General features: G+C 66.7%; 4 protein-coding genes (1 of these 4 cut by a window edge). All 4 read left to right on the top strand.

Going from position 1 to position 21,091, the window contains the following annotated elements:
- Tightly spaced (each overlapping or abutting the next), the 4 genes in view from MB901379_RS07665 to MB901379_RS07650 form a layout consistent with a single transcriptional unit that may run on beyond the window.
- Window positions 1-4,606, top strand: the 3' portion of a protein-coding gene (locus MB901379_RS07665; RefSeq protein WP_158016067.1) for a type I polyketide synthase. Its footprint begins 47 nt before the window's first position; 4,606 of the gene's 4,653 nt are visible here — the last part of the coding sequence; its start codon lies off the left edge, out of view; it ends in the stop codon at window positions 4,604-4,606.
- Window positions 4,603-11,214: a type I polyketide synthase gene (locus tag MB901379_RS07660; RefSeq protein WP_158016066.1), complete on the top strand. Its 6,612-nt coding sequence runs from the start codon at window positions 4,603-4,605 to the stop codon at window positions 11,212-11,214. Before MB901379_RS07665 ends, MB901379_RS07660 begins: the two co-directional genes overlap by 4 nt.
- Window positions 11,211-16,652 (top strand): type I polyketide synthase, encoded by a 5,442-nt coding sequence (locus MB901379_RS07655; RefSeq protein ID WP_158016065.1) that lies wholly within the window; start codon window positions 11,211-11,213, stop codon window positions 16,650-16,652. Before MB901379_RS07660 ends, MB901379_RS07655 begins: the two co-directional genes overlap by 4 nt.
- A complete protein-coding gene (locus MB901379_RS07650) occupies window positions 16,649-21,091 on the top strand; it encodes a type I polyketide synthase (RefSeq protein ID WP_158016064.1) in 4,443 nt (1,480 codons plus the stop codon). The genes MB901379_RS07655 and MB901379_RS07650 overlap by 4 nt, the downstream gene beginning before the upstream one ends.

Raw genomic sequence — 21,091 nt, 5'->3', positions numbered from 1 at the left:
CGCGGCTCTTGCCGAAGAGTTCAACAAGATCTCCCGAATCGCGGTGGCCGAGCCAATCGCCGTGGTGGGCATCGGCTGCCGTTTCCCCGGCGACGTCAACGGGCCGGACAGCTTCTGGGACCTGCTGGTCGAAGGCCGCAATGCGATCTCGCGGATACCCGCCGATCGATGGGATGCGGACGCCTTCTATGACCCTGATCCGTTGACTCCGGGGCGGATGACCACGAAGTGGGGCGGCTTCGTGCGCGACATCGCCGGTTTCGACGCCGAGTATTTCGGCATCACACCGCGCGAAGCCGCGGCCATGGATCCACAGCAACGAATGCTGCTCGAGGTTGCCCACGAGGCCCTCGAACATGCCGGCATACCAACGGATTCCCTGGCCGATACCCGCACCGGCGTCATGATGGGGGTCTATTTCAACGAATACCAATCCATGTTGGCCTCCAATCTGGAAAATGTGGATGCCTACAGCGGGACCGGAAACGCCCACAGCATCACGGTAGGTCGCATCTCCTACCTGCTGGGGCTGCGCGGTCCGGCAGTAGCGGTGGACACCGCGTGCTCGTCGTCGTTGGTCGCGGTGCACCTGGCATGTCAGAGCCTGCGACTACGCGAAACCGACCTGGCGCTGGCCGGCGGCGTGAGCGTCACCCTTCGCCCAGAGACCCAAATAGCGATATCTGCCTGGGGATTGCTGTCCCCCCAGGGCAGGTGCGCCACGTTTGACGCAGCGGCGGACGGGTTCGTACGTGGAGAGGGCGCCGGCGTGGTGGTCCTCAAGCGGTTGACCGATGCGGTGCGGGACGGCGACCAGGTGCTGGCGGTGGTGCGCGGTTCCGCGGTCAACCAGGACGGCCGCTCCAACGGGGTCACCGCGCCCAACACGGCGGCACAGTGCGACGTGATCGCCGACGCGTTGCGATCCGGCGATGTGGCACCCGAAACCGTGAATTACGTCGAATCACATGGAACCGGAACGATATTGGGCGATCCCATCGAGTTCGAGGCACTGGCCGCCACCTACGGCCGGGCCGAGGGGTCGTGCGCACTGGGCGCGGTAAAGACCAATATCGGCCACCTAGAGGCGGCGGCCGGGATCGCCGGATTCATCAAGGCTACCCTTGCGGTGCAACACGCCACTATCCCGCCGAATCTGCATTTCTCGCAATGGAATCCGGCTATCGACGCCGCATCGACCCGGTTTTTTGTGCCCATCGAGAACGCCCCGTGGCCAACCGTGGAAGGCCCGCGGCGTGCCGCGGTGTCGTCGTTCGGGCTGGGCGGGACCAACGCGCACGTCATCGTCGAGCAAGGGCCCGAGCTGGCTCGGATCTCCGCAGGCGCATCCGCAACCGATGCCGACCCCCACCAAGACACCGAGGTGTCGACCATGGTGATAACGGGCAAGACACCACAGCGGCTGGCCGCTACCGCCGCCGTGCTGGCCGACTGGATGGAGGGCCCCGGAGCCGAGGTACCGTTGGCGGACCTAGCCCACTCCATCAACCATCACCGCGCCCGGCATGCCAAATTCGGCAGCGTGGTGGCTCGTGATCGCGCCCAAGCCGTGGCCGGCCTGCGCGCGCTGGCAAGCGGCCAGCACGCCCCCGGGGTGGTCGGTCCGCAGGACGGCTCGCCAGGGCCGGGCACGGTGTTTGTCTACTCCGGACGCGGATCGCAATGGGCCGGCATGGGCCGCCAATTGTTGGCCGACGAACCCGCCTTCGCCGCGGCCGTCGCCGAACTCGAGCCGGTGTTTGTCGAGCAGGCCGGTTTCTCGCTGCGGGACGTCATCGCCGGCGGCCAGGAGCTGGTCGGCATCGAGCAGATCCAGCTCGGACTCATCGGTATGCAGCTGACGTTGACCCAGCTGTGGCGCTCCTACGGCGTGCAGCCCGACCTGGTGATCGGCCATTCGATGGGCGAGGTGGCCGCCGCCGTGGTCGCCGGGGCGCTGACCCCGGCCGAGGGATTGCGGGTGACCGCCACCCGCTCGCGGTTGATGGCCCCGCTGTCCGGGCAGGGTGGCATGGCCCTGTTGGGCCTCGACGCCTCGGCCGCCGAGGACTTGATCGCCGACTATTCACAGGTGACCGTCGGGATCTACAACTCCCCACGCCAGACGGTGATCGCCGGACCGACCAAGCAGATCGACGAGCTGATCGACCGGGTGCGTGCCGGGAATCGTTTTGCCAGCCGGGTCAATATTGAAGTGGCCCCGCACAATCCGGCCATGGACGCGCTGCAGCCCCAGATGCGTGCGGAGCTGGCCGATCTCACCCCACGGACCCCGACCATTCCGATCATCTCCACCACCTACCAGGACTTCAGCACCCAGCCACTGTTCGACGCCGAGCACTGGGCCACCAACATGCGCAACCCGGTGCATTTCCAGCAGGCCATCGCGCATGCCGCGAGTGACGCCGGCGGCAGCCACCACACGTTCATCGAAATCAGCGCCCACCCGCTGCTGACCCAAGCCATCAACGACACGATCGAAAACGCAGCCGAAACCGGGCCAGCCACACACACGGCCATCGGGACGCTGCAACGCGATACCGACGACACCGTCACCTTCCGGACGAACCTCTACACCGCCGACCCCACGCACCCACCACAGACCCCGCACCCACCGGAACCGCGCGCCCCGCTCCCCACAAGTCCTTGGCAGCACATCCGCCACTGGATCACCACCGAGCCGGGAAGTGCATCGGCGTTCGAACGCCCAAGTCACCCAGGACCTGCCGGGATCGCGTTGAGCCCGAACGGAATCGGTGACAGCGTTATCGACGGGTGGAGCTATCGCCTCACGTGGCCGGTACGCCCATTGCCCAGTGGGCCCGCGGTCACGGGCGGGCACACCGGCTCGTGGCTGGTGGTTTCCGATGCCGGGTTGGCCGATGAGTTCGGCCGCATAACGGCATCGTCCGACCCCGGATCCCGAGCCGCATTCCTCGAGCCCTCCACACTCGAAACCGATGCCACCACGCTGCCCGACCTGATCGGCATTGACAACGTGCTGTACGCGCCGCCGGTCTCGAGCGAACCCGTCGATGTCGACTACGCCTACCGCCTGTTCGGCGCGGCACGCCGGTTGGCCGCCGCGATGATCGCCAGCAATGCATCGAACAATTCGACGTCCAAGCTGATCGTGGTGACCCGCAATGCCCAGCCCATCACCGAAGGCGAGCGCGCCAATCCCGCGCACGCGGTGCTGTGGGGCCTGGGGCGCACGCTGGCGCTGGAGCATCCCGAAATCTGGGGTGGTGTCATCGATCTCGATGAGTCACTGCCAGCCGAGCTGGCCGCGCGGCAGGTGTTGGCGGAAGCCGCCGGTCTCACTGAGGAAAGCAGGGAGGACCAGGTCGTCTACCGATCCGGTGTGCGCCACACGCCCCGCCTCGAGCGGCCCACCAGGCCGGCCGGGCCGCCAGCCACCTTAAGTGAGGACACCAGCCAGCTCGTCATCGGAGCCACTGGAAACATCGGACCCCACTTGCTCCGCCAGCTCGCGCAGATGGGAGCAAAAACGATCGTCACCGTGTCTCGCAATCCCGGCAACCGGCTGGCGGCGCTGGCCGAGAGCCTGGCCGCCGGCGGGACAGACCTCGTTTCAGTGGCCGCGGATGCCAGCGACCCGGCCGCGATGACGGCGTTGTTCGATCGCTTCGGTGTCGACCTGCCTCCGTTGGAGGGAATCTATCTGGCCGCCTTTGCCGGCCAGCCGGTTTTGCTGAGCGAAATGACCGATGACGATGTTGCCGCGATGTTTAAGCCCAAGCTGGACGCCGCACGGCTGCTGCACCGGTTGTCGCTGAAACACCCGGTAAAACATTTTGTTTCGTTCTCCTCGATCTCGGGTCTGATCGGTTCGCGCTGGCTCGCGCACTACACCGCGACCAGCGCCTTCCTGGACAGCTTGGGCTATGCGCGCCGCCTGATGGGACTGCCGGCCACCGTCGTGGCCTGGGGCCTGTGGAAGTCGCTCGCCCAAGCGCAGCAAGAAGCCAGCCAGGTCAGCGCCGAATCCGGCCTGCAGCCCATGGCGGACGACGTCGCCATCGGGGCGTTACCGCTGGCGATGAGCCCGGACGCCGGAGTGCATTCGGTTGTGGTGGCCGCGGATTGGCCGCTGTTGGCGGCCGCCTACCGGACCCGTGGAACGCTACGGATCGTCGACGACTTGCTGCCCGAGGCGGGCCAGGCGGCGTTGCCGGAAAGTGCGTTCCGCAAGGCCCTGCGAGAGTGCCAAGCCGAGCGCCGCCACGACATGTTGTTCGACCACGTCGGTGCCCTGGCCGCCAAGGTGATGGGCATGGCTGCCACCGAATCGCTCGATCCGTCGGCCGGCTTCTTCCAACTCGGCATGGACTCGCTGATGAGCGTGACGCTTCAGCGTGCGCTATCAGAAAGCCTCGGCGAACATCTACCGGCGTCTGTCGTCTTCGACTACCCGACGGTCTACAGTCTTACCGACTACTTGGCCACGACTCTGCCGGAGCTGCTGGACATCGATGACCAGCCACCCGCCGATGCCTACGACGAATTCACCGAAGCCGAGTTGTTGGAACAGCTTTCGGAACGACTAAGAGGAACGCAATGACCGCCGCGACACCGGACCGCCGGGCGATCATCACCGAGGCGCTACACAAGATCGATGACCTCACGGCGCGCCTGGAGATCGCCGAAAAGTCCAGCACCGAACCCATCGCGGTGATCGGGATGGGGTGCCGATTCCCGGGCGGGGTGGGTAACCCCGAACAGTTCTGGGACCTGTTGCGCGACGGCCGAAACGGCATCGTCCGGGTTCCCGACCAACGGTGGGACGCCGACGCCTACTACACCGACGATCACACCGTGCCCGGCACGATATGCAGCCGCGACGGCGGCTTTCTCACCAACTGGCAACCCGACGAGTTCGATGCCGAATTCTTCTCGATCTCCCCACGCGAAGCCGCGGCGATGGACCCCCAGCAGCGGCTGTTGATCGAGGTCGCCTGGGAAGCGCTCGAGGATGCGGGTGTCCCGCCACACACCATCCGCGGCACACAAACCGCGGTATACGTTGGCGTCACCGCCTACGACTACATGCTCACGCTGGCGGGCCGGTTGCGGCCCGAAGACCTGGACGCCTACATCCCCACCGGAAACTCGGCGAACTTCGCCGCCGGGCGGCTGGCCTACATCCTCGGCGCGCGGGGCCCCGCAGTGGTCGTCGACACCGCCTGCTCATCGTCGCTGGTCGCGATCCACCTGGCCTGCCAGAGCTTGCGCTGCCGGGAAAGCGACGCCGCCCTGGTCGGTGGAACCAACCTGCTGCTGAGCCCGGGGCCCAGCATCGCGTGCTCACGCTGGGGAATGCTGTCCCCGGAGGGGCAATGCAAGACCTTCGACGTGTCCGCCGATGGTTATGTGCGTGGCGAGGGCGCCGGGGTCGTGGTACTCAAGCGGTTGGACGACGCGGTGCGCGACGGCAACCGCATCCTTGCCGTGGTGCGCGGTACCGCGGTCAACCAGGACGGTGCCAGCAGCGGGGTGACCGTGCCCAACGGGCCCGCGCAACAGGCGCTGCTGCACCAGGCTTTGGCGTCGTCGAAGTTGAAGCCGGCCGACATCGATTACATCGAGGCCCATGGCACCGGCACTCCCCTGGGTGACCCCATCGAACTCGATTCGCTGAGCAAGGTTTTCAGCGAGCGAGAGAGCCGGGATCCGTTGGTGATCGGTTCGGTGAAGACCAACGTGGGTCACCTGGAAGCGGCGGCGGGGGTCGCCGGGCTGATGAAGGCCGTGCTGGCCATCCGCAACGGCTACATTCCCCGTCACCTCAACTTCCACCAGTTGACCCCGCACGCCAGCGAGGCCGCATCACGGCTTACCATCGCCGCGCAGGGCTCGGAAGGCATGGCATGGCCGACCACAGGTCGGCCGCGACGCGCGGGGGTGTCCTCGTTCGGAGTCAGCGGAACCAACGCACACGTGGTGCTCGAACAGGCGCCCGAACCGGTCGCCGCACCCGGACCGGCGCCGGAACCGGCTCCCGAGCCCGCGGTGACCACGCTGGTCGTATCGGGCAAAACCACACAGCGGGTGGCGGCGACGGCGTCGGTACTAGCCGATTGGATGGAAGGCCCCGGCGCACAAGTGCCGCTGGCCGATGTCGCACACACCCTCAACCATCACCGCCCCCGGCAGACCAAGTTCGGCACGGTGGCCGCAGTTGATCGGGACCAGGCGGTGGCAGGGCTGCGCGCGCTGGCCGCCGGTCAACCGGGTCCCGGAGCGATACCCCCCTGCGAGGGCACCATCGGACCGGGCACGGTGTTCGTCTACTCCGGACGAGGATCGCAGTGGGCCGGCATGGGCCGCCAACTATTGGCCGACGAGCCGGCATTCGCTGCCGCCGTCGCCGAGCTGGAACCGGATTTCGTCGCGCAGGCCGGGTTTTCGCTGCAGGACGTGCTCGCCAGCGGCCACGAGCTGGTCGGCATTGAGCAGATTCAACTGGGCCTGATCGGGATGCAGCTGGCGCTGACCGCATTGTGGCGCTCCTACGGGGTGACACCCGATGCGGTGATCGGTCACTCGATGGGTGAAGTCGCCGCCGCGGTGGTGGCCGGGGCGCTGACTCCGGCCGAGGGGTTGCGAGTGACCGCCACCCGGTCGCGGCTGATGGCGCCGTTGTCGGGGCAGGGCACGATGGCGTTGCTGGAGCTCGACGCCGAGGCCACCGAGGCATTGATCGCCGACTACCCGCAGGTGACGTTGGGCATCTATGCCTCCCCGCGCCAGACGGTGATTTCCGGGCCGACCGCAATGATCGACGAGCTGATCGGCACGGTGCGCGAACAGGGTGGGTTCGCCAGCCGGGTCAGCATCGAAGTGGCCCCACACAACCCGGCCATGGACGCGCTACAGCCACAGATGCGGTCGGAGTTGGCCGATCTCACGCCACGGACCCCGACCATTCCGATCATTTCCACCACCTACGCGAACGTGGCTTCGGTTCCAACGTTCGACGCCGATCACTGGGCGACCAACATGCGCAACCCGGTGCGCTTCCAGCAAGCGATCGCACATGCCGCGAGTGACACCGGCGGTGGACACCACATCTTCATCGAGATCAGCGGGCATCCGCTGCTCACTCACTCGATCACCGACACCCTCAACGGCACCCACGGCACCGCCGGTGACGAGGCCGGTTCTCAGCCCGGTTACCTCAGCATCGGCACCCTGCAACGTGACACCCACGACACTCTGCAGTTCCACACCAACCTCAACGCGGCCCACACCAGCCATCCGCCCCAAACCCCCCACCCGCCCGAACCGCACCCCGCGCTGCCGACCACGCCGTGGCAGCACGGAAGTCACTGGATCAGCGCCACATCGGTTTCGGGGGCCGCGTTCCACATGGCGGACACCCACCCGCTGCTCGGCATCGGGGTCACCGACCCAACCAACGGCACTCGGGTCTGGGAAAGCCACCTCGACCCGGATCTGTTGTGGCTGTCCGACCACGTCATCGACGATCTCGTCGTGCTGCCGGGCGCGGCCTACGCCGAGATCGCGTTGGCCGCCGCGGCGGATACCTTCGACACCTTCCCGACCGAACAAGATCAGTCCTGGACGATCTGCGAGCTCGACCTTCATCAGCTGCTGCACGTCACCGAGGGCACCGTTTTGGTCACCACGCTCACCGGTGACGAGCAGCGGTGCCGGGTCGAAATACGCACTCGCAGCACCTCTTCGGGATGGACCACCCACGCCACCGCCACCATTGCCCGCGCAATCTCGTCGGATCAACAGGCCACCCAAACCGCGGTGGCACCGGTTGATCTGGTGGACGAGCTCGACCCCGAGGACCTGTATCAACGGCTGCGCGGCGCCGGCCAACAGCACGGACCGGCCTTTCAGGGCATCGTGGGTCTCGGCATCGCACCGTCCGGCGCGGCCAGCGCCCAGGTGCGCCTGCCCTCATCGGCCAGAAAGGGCTCCCGCGACTTCTTGCTGCACCCGGTGATGATGGATATCGCGTTGCAGACGCTCGGCGCCACCCGGATGGCGACCGACCTGTCCGGCGGTCAGGCCGACCAGCAAAATGGCGCCCGAAAAAGCATCGTGGTGCCGGTGCGGTACGCCGGCGTACACGTCTACGGCGACATCACTCGCGGTGTCCGTGCGGTCGGCTCACTGGCCGCGACCGGCGATCGCCTCAGCGGCGAAGTAGTTCTGACCGATCCCGAGGGCCTACCCTTGCTGGTGATCGATGAAGTCGAGATGGCCGTACTTGGGTCCGGTAGCGGCGCAACGGAACTCACCGATCGCCTGTTCACGGCGGAGTGGGAGTCCGCACCGCTACAGGAAGCGGCCGACGCTCCCGGCGGGCTGCTGCTGATCGCGGACCTCGCCACCGATGACCCGTTGCCGATCGTGCTGCAGTCGTCCCTGCGCAGCCACTCGCCCAGCGTCGAGCTGGTCGGCGCGGCCGACGATGCAAAGCTGCGCGCGGCGATCACCCGGACCGACGTCGGCTGGGACGGTCTCGTCCTCATCTACCCGCCTCGGGCCAGCGACGAGTCCCTGGCGCACGACGCGCAACTGGAGTTGGCGCGGACGCGCACGCTGCGAGTCGCCAAAGTGGTCGAGACGCTGACGCGGATGGGTACCCGCAAGAGCCCGCGGCTGTGGATCGTCACCCGCGGCGCCGCTCAGCTCGATCCCAGCGAGTCGGTCACGCTGGCGCAGACCGAACTTCGAGGTCTCGCACGGGTACTGACATTCGAGCATTCCGAGCTGAAGGCCACGCTGGTGGACATCGAACCGGACGGCACCGGCTCGCTGGCGGACTTGACCGCCGAATTGCTCGCCGGTTCGGACCAGGACGAGGTCCTTTACCGCGCCGGAGAGCGCTACGTCAACCGGCTGGTGCCTGCGCCCACCACACCCAGCGGTAAACTCGCCGCCGAACCCCGGCACACGGTCGTCAACCTGGACGACGCAGTCCTTCCGGGCGGCCCCGCTGTGCGGCTTGAGATCGATCAGCCCGGGCGGCTGGACGCGCTGACCGTCCACCAGGTCAAGCGGCCCCGGCCACAGGGCGATCAGGTCGAGGTTCGGGTGGTCGCCGCCGGACTCAACTTCAGCGACGTGCTCAAGGCGATGGGTGTGTATCCGGGACTCGACGGTGCCGCTCCGGTGATCGGTGGCGAGTGCGTCGGCTACGTGACGGCCATCGGCGAGCAAGTCGACTCCGTCGAGATCGGCCAGCGCGTCATCGCCTTCGGCCCCGGCACCTTCGGAACGCACCTGGGGACCATCGCCGATCTCGTCGTCCCCATCCCCGACGCGCTGCCCGACAACGAGGCGGCTACATTCGGCGTTGCGTATCTGACCGCTTGGCACTCACTGTGCGAGGTCGGCCGACTCTCCCCCGGCGAACGCGTACTTATCCATTCCGCCACGGGCGGTGTCGGCATGGCGGCGGTTTCGATCGCGAAGATGATCGGCGCCCGCATCTATACGACGGCCGGTTCGGATGCCAAACGCGAGATGCTGTCCGGGCTCGGCGTCGAGTACGTCGGCGACTCCAGGAGCACGGAATTCGCCGACGAAATACTCGAGCTCACCGATGGCTACGGCGTCGACGTCATTCTCAATTCGCTGGCGGGCGAGGCCATTCAGCGCGGTGTTCAGATACTTGCTGCCGGCGGCAGGTTCATCGAACTGGGTAAAAAAGACGTCTACGCCGACGCCAGCCTGGGTTTGGCAAAGCTAGCGAAGAGCGCGTCGTTCTCCGTGGTCGACCTCGACCTGAATCTGAAGTTACAGCCGGCGAAGTACCGCCAACTTCTGCAACACATCCTCGGGCATGTGGCCGACGGCTCATTGGAGGTGCTACCGGTCACCGAGTTCAGCCTGCACCAGGCGGCCGACGCATTTCGGCTCATGGCCTCCGGTAGGCACACCGGCAAGATCGTGATCTCGATACCCAACAGCGGCAACATCGCGGCGGTCGCATCCCCGCCGCCGCAACCCTTGGTCAGCCCAGACGGCGGCTACCTCATTGTCGGCGGCATGGGCGGTCTCGGTTTTGTGGTGGCGCGGTGGTTGGCCGAGCAAGGCGCGGGGTTGATCGTCCTCAACGGACGCTCGGCTCCTAGCGACGAGGTACGGGCGGCCATCGACGACCTCAACGCAACGGGTCACCGGATCGAGGTGGTTACCGGTGATATCGCCGAGCCCGGCACGGCCGAGACGCTGGTGCAAACAATCGAAGACGCGGGCTTCCGCCTGGCCGGAGTCCTGCACAGCGCCATGGTGCTGGCCGACGAAATCGTGCTGAACATGACCGATTCCGCCGCCCGGCGGGTGTTCGCGCCCAAGGTCACCGGCAGCTGGCGGCTGCATGAGGCCACCGCGACGCGAGATGTCGACTGGTGGCTGACGTTCTCCTCGGCCGCCGCGCTGCTCGGCACGCCCGGGCAGGGTGCCTACGCCGCCGCCAACTCGTGGGTCGACGGCCTGGTCGGCTATCGGCGCTCGGCCGGACTTCCCGCCGTCGGGATCAACTGGGGCCCCTGGGCCGAGGTCGGACGTGCACAATTCTTCAAAGATCTCGGCGTCGCGATGATCACCGCCGAGCAGGGCCTGGCCGCGATGCAAACGGTGCTCGCCGCCGATCGCGGGCGCACCGGTGTGTTCAGCCTGGACGCGCGACAGTGGTTCCAGTCATTCCCTGCGGTGGCCGGGTCGTCGCTGTTCGCCAAGTTGCAGGACTCGGCGACCCTGAAGGGAGAGCGGCGGGGCGGCGGTAAGATCCGGGCCCAGCTGGACGCCCTCGATGCGACCGAGCGCCCGGCACACCTCGCCTCCGCCATCGCCGAGGAGATCCGGGGTGTACTGCGCTCGAGCGATCCCATTGACCACAACCGACCGCTGGAAACGCTTGGACTCGACTCGCTGATGGGCCTCGAATTACGCAACCGACTGGAAGCGAGCCTGGACATCACGTTGCCGGTCGCGTTGGTGTGGGCGTATCCGACGATCAGCGATCTTGCGACCGCCCTGTGCGAACGAATGGACTACGCGACACCGGCCACCGCACAGGAATCTTCCGATGAGGAACCCGAATTGTCCGACGAGGAAATGGACCTGCTCTCCGATCTGGTCGACGCCAGCGAGCTGGAAGCCGCAGCGCGGGGCGAGTCATGACGAGTCTGGCTGAGCGCGCGGCGCAACTGTCGCCGAACGCGCGAGCGGCCTTGGCGCGCGAACTGGTGCGCGCCGGAACGGCGTTCCCGACCGACATCTGCGAGCCGGTGGCGGTGGTGGGCATCGGGTGCCGATTCCCGGGGAACGTGACTGGGCCGGACAGCTTTTGGCAGCTGCTGGTCGACGGTGTGGACACCATCAGCGAGGTTCCGCGGGACCGGTGGGATGCGGACGCGTTCTACGACCCCGATCCGTCGGCGTCGGGCCGGATGACCACGAAGTGGGGCGGTTTCGTTCCCGACGTTGACGAATTCGACGCCGACTTCTTCGGAATCACGCCCCGCGAGGCCGTGGCGATGGATCCGCAGCATCGGATGCTGCTCGAGGTCGCCTGGGAAGCGCTCGAACACGCCGGCGTTCCACCGGATTCCCTCAGTGGCAGCCGAACCGGCGTGATGATGGGCCTGTCGTCGTGGGACTACACGATCGTCAACATCGAGCGCAGAGCCGATATCGACGCATACCTGAGCACCGGGACCCCGCACTGTGCGGCGGTGGGGCGGATTTCCTATCTGTTGGGTTTGCGCGGTCCGGCCGTCGCGGTGGATACCGCGTGTTCGTCGTCGTTGGTGGCAATTCACTTGGCGTGTCAAAGCCTTCGCCTGCGCGAGACCGACGTGGCTTTGGCCGGCGGTGTGCAGCTCACCTTGTCGCCGTTCACCGCCATCGCGTTGTCCAAATGGTCGGCGCTGTCTCCGACCGGACGCTGCAATAGCTTCGACGCCAACGCCGACGGGTTCGTACGTGGCGAAGGCTGTGGTGTGGTGGTGCTCAAGCGGTTGGCCGACGCACTTCGCGACCAGGATCGTGTGCTGGCGGTTATCCGTGGCTCGGCCACCAACCAGGACGGTCGGTCCAACGGCATGACCGCTCCGAACGCGCTGGCCCAGCGCGACGTGATCACCTCCGCCTTGCGGCTCGCGGATGTCGCGCCCGAGAGTGTGAACTACATCGAAACGCACGGCACTGGAACAGTATTGGGAGACCCAATCGAATTCGAGTCGCTGGCGGCCACCTACGGTCGTGGTGACGGCTCGTGCGCTTTGGGATCGGTCAAGACCAACATCGGCCACCTGGAGGCCGCCGCAGGTGTGGCCGGGTTCATCAAAGCGGTGCTGGCGGTGGAGCGCGGATTCGTTCCGCGCAATCTGCACTTCACCCGGTGGAACCCGGCCATCGATGCGTCGACCACTCGGCTGTTCGTACCCACCGAGAGCGCACCGTGGCCGGCGGCTCCGGGCCCGCGCCGAGCAGCGGTGTCGTCGTTCGGCCTCAGCGGGACCAACGCGCATGTGGTGATCGAGCAGGCACCGGACACAATCATGCCCGTAGCGCCTGGGAAGCCGCATGTTTCGGCTTTGGTGTTGTCGGGCAAGACGCCCGCGCGGGTGAACTCCATGGCGGCGGTGCTAGCCGACTGGATGTCGGGACCGGGCGCGGGCGTACCGCTGGCCGACGTGGCACACACGCTGGACCAACATCGCACCCGCCACCCGAAATTCGCGGCGGTGCTGGCGCGTGACCACGCGGAGGCCGTTGCCGGGTTACAGGCGCTAGCGGCGGGCCAGCCACGCGTGGGGGTGGTGGATTGCCACCAACACGTCGAAGGGCCGGGCCGGGTATTTGTGTATTCGGGTCAGGGGTCACAGTGGGCTGGGATGGGCCGGCAGCTGCTGGCCGACGAGCCGGCGTTCGCCAAGGCGGTGGCCGAGCTGGAGCCGATATTTGTTGCCCAGACTGGTTTTTCGCTGCAGCAGACGCTTGTCGACGGCGGTGAGGTGGTGGGCATCGACCGCATCCAGCCGGTCCTGGTGGGCGTGCAGCTGGCGCTGACCGAGTTGTGGAAGTCCTACGGCGTGATACCGGATGCGGTGATCGGGCATTCGATGGGAGAGGTGGCCGCGGCGGTGGTGGCCGGCGCGCTGACACCCGAGCAGGGCCTGCGGGTCATCGCCACCCGCTCGCGGCTAATGGCGCGACTGTCGGGGCAGGGGGCGATGGCGTTGCTTGAACTGGACGCCGAGGCCGCCGAGGCGCTGATTGCCGACTATCCGCAGGTGACGCTGGCGGTGCATGCGTCGCCGCGCCAGACGGTGATCGCCGGGCCACCCGAGCAGGTGGACTCGGTGATCTCGGCGGTGGCGGCGCAGAACAGGTTGGCGCGGCGCGTCGAAGTCGACGTGGCCTCCCATCACCCGATCATCGATCCGATCCTGCCGGAGTTGCGAAGCGCACTGGCGGATTTGGCTCCGCAGCCGCCGAGCATCCCGATCGTTAGCACCACCTACGAAAACTCGCGGCCGGTGCTGGACGCCGACTACTGGTCAGACAACCTCCGCAACCCGGTGCGATTCCACCAGGCGGTCGCACATGCGATGAGCGATGCCGGCGGGTGCAATCACACCTTTGTCGAGGTCAGCCCGCACCCGTTGCTCACGCACGCCATCACCGACACCCTCGACGGTGCCGACAACCACTTCGTCACCTGCACCATGAACCGCGACCTCGACCAGACCCTGTTCTTTCACACCCAACTGGCGGCGGTCGGCGGGACCGCATCGGAACGCACCACCGGTCATTTTGTGGACCTGCCACCCACTCCTTGGCAGCACAGCAGGTTTTGGGTCACCGACCGGTCGGCGATGTCGGAGCTGGCCGTCAGTCATCCACTGCTGGGCGCGCATATCGAAATGCCCGGCAACGGCAACCACGTCTGGCGGGCCGATGTGGGCACCGACGTATGCCCATGGCTGGCCGACCACAAGGTGTTCGGTCAACCCATCATGCCGGCCGCGGGATTTGCCGAGATCGCGCTTGCGGCGGCTAGCGAGGCACTCGGCGTAGCCGTCGACGCGGTGCTGGTCAAGCAGTTCGAGGTGGAACAGATGCTCCCCCTCGACGGTCACACCCAGCTAACGACACAGTTGATTCGAAACGGGGACAATTCGTTTCGGGTGGAGATCCATTCCCGCTCGACCAGTGGCGAGTTCACCAGGCACGCCACCGCCCGAATTGACCAAGTACCGTGTGCCGCTGCGCGCCGTTACCACGAACCGCACGGTTCCTCGGGCGGGACGAGGGTGTCACCAGCCGATTTCTATGCCCTGTTGCGCCAGACCGGTCAACACCACGGGCCGGCCTTCGCCGGATTGACCCAGATAGCTCGGCTATCCGACGGCTCCGCGGAAACCGAGATCAGCGTTCCCGACGAGGCTCCCCGGCATCCCGGGTATCGGTTTCACCCCGTCGTGTTGGATGCCGCATTGCAGAGCGTGGGTGCCGCGATACCCGACGGCGAGGTCGCGGGATCGGCCGAAGCCAGCTACCTGCCGGTGTCGTTCGAGACGATCCGGGTGTACGGCGCCATTCCGCGCCAGGTGCGGTGCCGCGCGCACCTGACCAATCTCGACGGCGGCGCCGGTAAGCTGGGCAGGATTGTCCTGATCGACGATTCCGGCTCGGTGTCGGCCGAAGTTGATGGCATCTATCTGCGCCGAGTGGAACGCCGCGCGGTGCCGTTGCCGCTGCAACAGAAGATCTTCGATACCGAATGGATCGAAAGCCCGATGGTGCCCCAGGGCGCGCCGGAGACGGCTACCACGGCAGGCGGAAGCTGGCTGGTGCTCTCCGATTCCACGCTGGATGCCGCGGCCCAATCCCTGACGGACGAGTTCATCGAGCGGTGGCGCTCGCCGCAGCGTCGGGTGCATACCGCCACGCTCGACGACGAACCGGCGATGCTCGCCGCGTTCGCGGAAACAGCGGGCGATCCGGACCATCCGCCCGCCGGGCTGGTCGTCTTCGTCGGCGGTGAATCGACCGGCCTGGACGACGGGCTGGCCGCGGCGCGCGATGCGGTGTGGTCGATCACGACCGTGGTCCGCGCGGTCGTCGGCACCTGGCACGGCCGATCGCCTCGGCTGTGGTTGGTGACCCGGGGCGGGCTTTCTGTGCACGATGACGAGCCCGTGACCCCGGCGACGGCCGCCCTGAAAGGCCTGGTGCGGGTTCTCGCCTTCGAGCATCCGGACCTGCGTACCACCCTGCTCGATCTGGATGTCAGCCAGGATGCGCTGGCCGCGCTGACGGCGGAATTGCCCGGCACCGGTGGCGATGACGTGATCGCACGGCGCGGCGAGCGCCGGTTCGTCGAGCGACTGTCCCGCGCCCATCTCGATGCGAGCAAGCACAACCCGGTGGTGCGCCGGGGAGCATCGTATGTCGTCACGGGCGGTCTCGGCGGTCTCGGCCTGGTCGTGGCCCGATGGCTGGTGGACCGTGGCGCCGGCCGAGTGGTCCTCAACGGCCGTAGCGAGCCCAACGACGAACAGCGCCAGGTGCTGACCGAGTTGGAGGCCCGCGCCGAGATCGTGGTTGTCCGAGGCGATGTGGCGGCCCCAGGCGTGGCAGAAGGCCTGATCGAGGCGGCCGCACAGGACGGGCGCGACCTGCGCGGGATCGTGCACGGCGCGGCGGTCATCGAAGACAGCCTGGTGTTTTCGATGACCAAGGAAAACCTGAATCGGGTGTGGGCCCCCAAGGCCGCTGGCGCGCTGCGGATGCACCACGCCAGCGCCGACTGCGATCTCGACTGGTGGCTTGGATTTTCTTCCGTTGCTTCCCTGTTGGGCTCCCCCGGGCAGGGGGCCTACGCATGCGCCAGCGCATGGCTCGATGCACTGGTCGCCTGGCGCAGGGCGGCCGGCCTGCCCGCGGCGGCGATCAACTGGGGCCCCTGGTCGGAGGTGGGCGTCGCCCAGGCCCTGGTGGGCAGCGTTCTTGACACCATCACGCCGGCGGAAGGCATCGAGGCTCTCGACGCCCTGCTGGCCGACGGCCGGGCCCTGACCGGTGTTGCCCGGTTGCGCACCGACCGGGCGCTGGTCGCATTCCCAGAGATCCGCGGCATCGGCTATTTCACCCGAGTGGTCGAGGAGCTGGACACGGCGGGCGACCTTGGCGACTGGGGCGGACCCGAGGCGCTTGCCGATCTTGACCCCGCCGAGGCTCACCGCCTGGTGACCGAACGGATGTGTGCGCGCATCGCCGCGGTGATGGGCTACGCTGACCGATCGACCGTCGACGCCAGCACACCGCTGACCGAGCTGGGGCTGGATTCCTTGATGGCGGTGCGAATCCGCAACGGTGCGCGAGCCGACTTCGGCGTCGAGCCACCGGTGACCCTGATTCTGCAGGGCGCGTCGCTACAGGACTTGACGGCCGACCTCATGCGCCAACTCGGGCTTTCGGGCTCAGAACAGGCGCTGGAAAATACCGACACTGTTCGCGACCGGGCGCAGCAGCGCGCGGCGGCGCGACACGGAGCCGCGATGCGGCGCCGACCCAAACCTGGAACGCAGGGAGGACAACACCAGTGAGCATCCCCGACAACGCAATTGCGGTGGTCGGCATGGCCGGCAAGTTCCCGGGAGCCAACGATGTGTCGGCTTTTTGGAGCAACCTGCGGCGTGGCAAGGAATCGATCGTCACGCTGTCCGAGCAGGAGCTACGCGATGCCGGCGTCAGCGAGAAGACACTGGCCGATCCGGCGTATGTGCGTCGCGCACCGCTACTCGACGGGATCGAGGAGTTCGACGCCGATTTCTTCGGTTTTCCGCCGCTGGCCGCGCAAGTGCTAGACCCGCAACACCGGTTGTTCCTGCAGTGCGCCTGGCATGCGCTCGAGGACGCCGGTTGTGATCCCGCGCAGTTCGACGGCTCGATCGGCGTGTACGGCACCAGTTCCCCCAGCGGTTATCTGCTGCACAACCTGCTGTCGCATCGGGACCCCAACGCGGTATTGGCCGAGGGGCTCAACTTCGACCAATTCAGTCTGTTCTTGCAGAACGACAAGGACTTTCTGGCCACCCGGATATCGCACGCGTTCAACCTCCGCGGGCCCAGCATCGCCGTCCAGACGGCGTGCTCGTCGTCGCTGGTCGCGGTTCATCTGGCCTGCCTGAGCCTGCTGAGCGGCGAGTGCGATTTGGCGCTGGCCGGTGGGTCGTCGCTGTGCATCCCCCATCGTGTCGGCTACTGGAACTCGCCGGGTTCGATGGTGTCGGCGGTCGGCCACTGCCGGCCCTTCGACGTGCGAGGCGACGGCACGGTCTTCGGCAGCGGTGTCGCCATGGTGGCCCTGCGCCCGCTGCAGGCCGCGATCGACGCCGGGGACCGCATCCACGCGGTCATCCGCGGATCGGCAATCAACAACGACGGATCGGCGAAAATGGGTTACGCCGCGCCTAATCCGGCCGCCCAAGCCGACGTCATCGCCGAAGCGCACGCGGTGTCCGGCATCGATTCGTCGACCGTCAGCTATATCGAGACCCACGGAACCGGCACCCCGCTGGGTGACCCCATCGAAATCCAAGGACTTCGAACAGCTTTCGAGGTGTCCCAAACCCCCCGACCCGGCCCATGCGTCATAGGGTCGGTCAAATCGAACATCGGCCACCTCGAAGTCGCCGCCGGAATCGCGGGTCTGGTCAAAACCATTCTGTGCCTCAAGCACAAGGCGATTCCCGCGACCCTGCACTACACCAGCCCGAACCCGGAACTGCGACTCGAGCAGAGTCCGTTCGTCGTACAGAACAAGTACGGCCCATGGGAATGGGACGGGGTGCTTCGAGCCGGGGTGAGCTCGTTCGGGGTGGGTGGAACCAACGCACACGTCGTGGTGGAAGAACCACCGGCCGTTGCGGCGCACACCGATCCGGCCGGCCCACAGGTGCTGCTCTTATCAGCGAAAACAGCTGCCGCGCTTGGGGAGTCACGAACCGCGTTGGCCACCGCGTTGGAGAAGTCAGACGGTCCGGACCTCTCCGACGTCGCCTATTCACTGACCCGGCGCCGCAAGCACAACATCACGATGGCCGCCGTCGTTCACGACCGTGAGCACGCGGCCAGCGTCTTGAAGGCGGCCGAGCACGACAATGTGTTCGTTGGCGAATCCGCCGCCGATGGCGAGCGTGGTGACACCAGCACACCGGTCACAGACCGGGTCGTGTTCCTGTTTCCCGGGCAAGGCGCCCAGCACGTCGGAATGGCAAAGGGGCTTTACGACACCGAGCCCGTGTTCACCGAGCACTTCGACAACTGCGCCGCGGGATTTCGCGACGAGATGGGCATTGATCTACACACCGAGGTGTTCGGCGGGAGCACAACGGATCTCGAGCGCATCGATCGCTCGCAACCCGCCCTGTTCACAGTGGAATACGCGCTGGCGCGATTGGTCGACACCTACGGGGTGCGGGCCGGAGCGTACATCGGCTACAGCACCGGCGAATACATTGCGGCCACCCTGGCCGGGGTGTTCGATCTCGAGACGGCGATCAAAACGGTGTCGCTGCGTGCCCGTTTGATGCATGAGGCGCCGCCGGGCGCCATGGTCGCGGTGGCTCTCGGCCCCGATGATGTCGAGCAGTACCTTGCTCCGGGCGTTGAGCTGTCCGCGGTGAACGATCCGGGTAACTGCGTGGTTGCCGGGCCAAAAGATGCCATTCGAGCCTTCAGCCAGCGCCTTGACCAGGCCGGCATCCCGGTTCGGCGAGTGCGTGCGACCCACGCATTTCACACCAGCTCAATGGATCCCATGCTGGCGGAGTTCCAGGACTTCCTGTCCCGACAGCAGCTACGTGCCCCGGGTACGCGGATGCTGAGCAACCTGACCGGGACCTGGATGTCCGAGCAGCAGGTGACCGATCCAGCCAGCTGGACGCGGCAGATCAGCTCCGCGATCAGGTTCGCCGACGAACTCGACGTGGTGCTCTCCGAGCCGGGCCGAATATTGGTCGAGGTCGGTCCTGGCGGGAGCCTGACCGGTTCGGCGATGCGGCACCCCAAGTGGTCCGGCGGGCACCGCTCGGTAAGGCTCATGCGCCACCCGATTCAAAACGCCGATGACCGCGATACGTTCCTGCGGGCCCTGGGTGAACTCTGGTCGGCGGGCGTCGAGGTCGACTGGACGCCCCGGCGCGCGGCTCAACCACACCTGGTCTCTTTGCCTGGTTATCCATTTGCCCGACAACGCCATTGGATCGAGCCCAAGCACAACGCCTGGGCCCAGGTGCCCGCCGCGACCAACGGCTCAGCAATCAGCGCGGGCGTGGGCGCTGGGTCCGATGCTGCCGCGGGTGACGCGGCCGACGGCGGGGAATCCCAGACCGAAGCGACCCTGCAGCGCATCTGGTCACAGTGCTTGGGCGTGAACTCGGTGGATCGAAACGCCAACTTCTTCGACATGGGCGGCGATTCCCTGATGGCCATCAGCATCGCGATGAGCGCCGCCAACGAGGGTCTGACCATCACGCCCCAAGATATGTACGAATACCCGACGTTGGCCGCACTGACCGGCGCGGTCGATGCCTCGTTTGCGGCCAGCGGGTTGGCGAAACCTCCCGAACCCGAAGCGAATCCAGCGATCCTGCCGAACATCGCGTACTTCCTCGAGCAAGGATTGCGCGACGCCGGTCGTTGGCGGGTTCCGCTGATCCTCCGGCTGGACCCCAAGGTGGGCGAAGCAGATATCCGGGCCGTGCTGACCGCGGTGGTCAACCACCACGACGCGTTGCGCCTGCACCTCGTCGATCGCGCCGGGATATGGGAGCAGCACATCGCAGCACCCGGGGAGTTCACTCTGCTGTCGACCCGAACGCTGCCAGCCGATGTGCCGGCCGGAAGCCCCGAGGAGCGGACAGCGGTATCCACCATCGTGGCCGAACTGGTCAGCCAGCAAGAGGTGCCAGCGGCACCGCTGGCCGCCGTGCATATCACCGGGGCCCCCGGCAGCCCGCACTACCTGGGTCTTGCGCTACAGGAGCTGGTCAGTGATGACGCATCTCGGCAAATCCTGGGTACCGACCTGCTCACCGCGTTCGGGCAACGGCTGGCGGACCAGGACATCACCTTGGAACCGGTGACCACCGGATGGCGGGAATGGTCAGTGCGCTGCACGGCGCTTGCCACCCATCCGGCGGCCTTGGACAGTCGCTCCTTCTGGCTCGAAAACTTCGACAAGGTAACCCTTTGGCCGGCCAACACCGCCCCCAATGGCGACGCCACACCGCCTGCCGCCGACGACCTGACCCTGTTGTCGTCCACGCTGAGCGGCGAGCAAACGTCGGAGATCGACGATGCACGGCGCCGATTCCGGCGGTCGGTACAGGAAATCCTGCTGGCCGCCCTGGGCCGAACGATAGGAAAGACGATCGGTGAGGGCATGGTCGCCGTGGACCTCGAGGGTGAGGGGCGTTCCGTGCTGCGACCTGACGTCGACGTGCGCAGAACGCTTGGCTGGTTCTCCACGTACTATCCGGTTCCGCTGGCGTGCTCCAAGGGAACGGGCGCAACGGCGCTTCAGGAGCTGGATGCCGTACACGACACCCTTAAATCCGTACCGCACTACGGAATTGGATACGGGCTGCTGCGATACATCTACGCAGCTACCGGCCGAGTCCTGGGTGCGCAACGCACTCCTGACATCCACTTCCGGTATGCGGGCGTGCTCCCCGAGCTACCGTCCGTCGACGCTCCGGTGCAGTTCGACTCCGATATCACCGCGCCGGTGCGTGAAACGGTCCCCGGGCTGGGCCACGCCATCGAACTTCGGGCGTATCGCGCCGGCGGCTCGCTGCACCTGGATTGGTGGTACGACACCCGGCGAATCCCGGCGACAACCGCGGAAGCGTTGATGCAAAACTTCCCGGGCGCGCTGACCGAGCTGATCCAGGAGGGTATCGCCGCAGAGCACGAAGAGAGCGAAACCGTCGGCGTTACCGAGGTGGGTGCGCTGGTCGACCTGTCGAGCCTCGACTGA

The sequence above is a fragment of the Mycobacterium basiliense genome (assembly GCF_900292015.1).
Classification (GTDB): domain Bacteria; phylum Actinomycetota; class Actinomycetes; order Mycobacteriales; family Mycobacteriaceae; genus Mycobacterium; species Mycobacterium basiliense.
Note: the sequence above shows the minus strand (reverse complement) of the source record. Positions and strands in the feature narration are given on the sequence as shown.

Coding starts and splice junctions, on each gene's coding strand:
- MB901379_RS07660 (WP_158016066.1), top strand. CDS start 4,603: ATGACCGCCGCGACACCGGACCGCCGGGCGATCATCACCGAGGCGCTA.
- MB901379_RS07655 (WP_158016065.1), top strand. CDS start 11,211: ATGACGAGTCTGGCTGAGCGCGCGGCGCAACTGTCGCCGAACGCGCGA.